The sequence below is a fragment of the Marinovum sp. PR37 genome, from assembly GCF_028807375.1.
GTDB classification, from domain to species: Bacteria; Pseudomonadota; Alphaproteobacteria; order Rhodobacterales; family Rhodobacteraceae; genus Marinovum; species Marinovum algicola.
The window spans coordinates 1-2,027 of the sequence record NZ_JARAML010000064.1; the positions used below are offsets into that span (position 1 = coordinate 1).

Genomic DNA, 2,027 nt, shown 5'->3' on the forward strand with positions numbered 1-2,027 from the left:
TCACCGGGACATACGAGCAGGCGGTTCAAATCGGGCGGTTACGCTGGAAGCGATGGAGCGACAAAGGCATCTTCGCCCGGATGATGGCCGGTCTGGCCGCTGAACACGGGGAACAGAAGGCCGTGATGATTGATGCGACCTACCTCAAAGCCCACCGCACCGCGACCAGCATGGCCGCGAAAAAGGGGGGCGTGGCCGCCTGATCGGGCGCACCAAAGGCGGCATGAACACCAAGCTGCACGCCATCTGCGACAGCCAAGGGCGGCCTCTGAACCTGTTCGTCACCGCCGGTCAGGTCAGCGATTACATCGGCGCACGGGCGCTTCTGAACAGCCCGCCAAGTGTCAATTGGCTCCTCGGAGATCGCGGCTATGACGCCGACTGGTTCCGAGAAGCGTTGGAAGACAAGGGGATACGCGCCTGCATCCCTGGCCGGAAGCAGCGGAAGAAACCGGTAAAGTACGACAAGCGGCGCTACAAACGGCGTAACCGGATCGAGATCATGTTTGGCAGGTTGAAGGATTGGCGGCGTGTGGCAACCCGCTACGACAGGTGCCCAAAGGTCTTCCTCTCAGCAATCGCCCTCGCGGCAATCGTCATCTACTGGCTATGAGTCCTGACCCTAGGCAAGATCATAAGGATAGAGCGACTTTCACCTCGAGGCGGCGTGACTGAGGAGCCGGATCTTACAGCGAGAGGCTATTGCCTCGGCAACCCGAGGTTTGGTTCAAGGAAACACCACGCCGAGCACGCTGTTTTCGTCGATACCCTCGATGACGCCGCGGAGTTGATCTTGCAAGGCTTTTCCCTACGCATGGTCAGCGAAGGCAAACGAGCCTCGCTGATTTCGCCAAAGAGCCTTCGCATCATTCGCGAGTGACCGCACAATGGCATCATCGCAGCCGGACCTGCTCAAGTTAATCCGCTAGCGTGAGCAGCTTCCGCAGGGTCGATACAGCCAGGACAATTGCCCTGATCGACAGTGGCGAGGAACACGACACTATCCGCGGCGGTCAGGCGGACATCATCATCGGCAGTCTGGGGCGCGACGTCCTGTTCGGCGAAGAGGGCATCGACCGCTTTGTCTTTCTGAGCTTTGCAGACAGCCCGGTCGGCGGCGGCGCGCTGGATTTTCTGGGCGCCGCCAGTTTCTCGACCGCCTCCGGCCTGGCCCTTCGCGTGGTCACGCGGGCGGGGGATCGACCGTGGTCCAAGTCGACGCCGATGGCGATGGCGTCCGAGACATGGCAATCCTTGTGCAATTCGTGCCGCCCATGACCGCCAACGATTTCCTGTTCTGACCCCGTCGCGCAGGTGCAGGGTCATGCGTCCCCGGCCTGATCGCCGTCCCTGGCCTCATTTCGCGCGTTTAGGCTTGCAGCGCATTTGGAGATCCGGTATCCGGCAGATCACCACCACGGCGGCGAGTTGGCGGAGTGGTGACGCAGCGGATTGCAAATCCGTGTACACCGGTTCGATTCCGGTACTCGCCTCCAAACAATATCAAGGACTTACATGTTTTTCGACACGCGGACCACCGCGCGTCTAGACATTTGTCTAAACATTCTGTTTTTGTTCTGTTCGCATTGCCCGCGGCCCGCTGAACGGCGGCGCACCCACCGAACGCGCCAAAATGCCAGACAGGACGTGTTCGATTAAATCGAGATGTTCTACAATCCGAAGCACAAGCACACCCGGAACGGAATGCTGTCGCCTCTCGAGTTCGAGCGGCAACAGAAACTGAGGCACGAAGGCGTTTAATAAACGCGGGGCTATTCACTCTGGGCTGGCCCGTCAAAGCTGGCATGGAACACTGCAACTACTGTACCGGGCCTGCAGTTTGCTCGCAGTAACTATGATCTACCGACCATAAAACGCAAATATGATCTGCGGATCATACCGCCTGAAGGGCAACCGCCCGACGTCGTATGCCAGCAGAAATGGCTTCCGCCAATGGCTGTGGAAACCCATCCGGCAGGTCTGCTAGGGTCAGGATTCATAACCAATAGATGACGAGCGCCGCGAGC

The 2,027-nt window shown here is 59.3% G+C and carries 1 protein-coding gene, 1 tRNA gene and 2 pseudogenes; all 4 read left to right on the top strand.

Going from position 1 to position 2,027, the window contains the following annotated elements:
- Positions 1 to 613 (top strand): annotated as a pseudogene (locus PVW49_RS23585) (IS5 family transposase); the annotation flags it as partial.
- Positions 614 to 930: 317 nt separating this feature from the next.
- Positions 931 to 1,278: a hypothetical protein gene (locus PVW49_RS23590; protein ID WP_274591790.1), complete on the top strand. Its 348-nt coding sequence runs from the start codon at positions 931 to 933 to the stop codon at positions 1,276 to 1,278.
- Positions 1,279 to 1,422: 144 nt separating this feature from the next.
- Positions 1,423 to 1,496: transfer RNA gene (locus PVW49_RS23595), tRNA-Cys, on the top strand.
- 109 nt (positions 1,497 to 1,605) lie between these two features.
- Positions 1,606 to 1,761 (top strand): annotated as a pseudogene (locus PVW49_RS23600) (IS3 family transposase); the annotation flags it as partial.
- Positions 1,762 to 2,027: the final 266 nt, after the last annotated feature.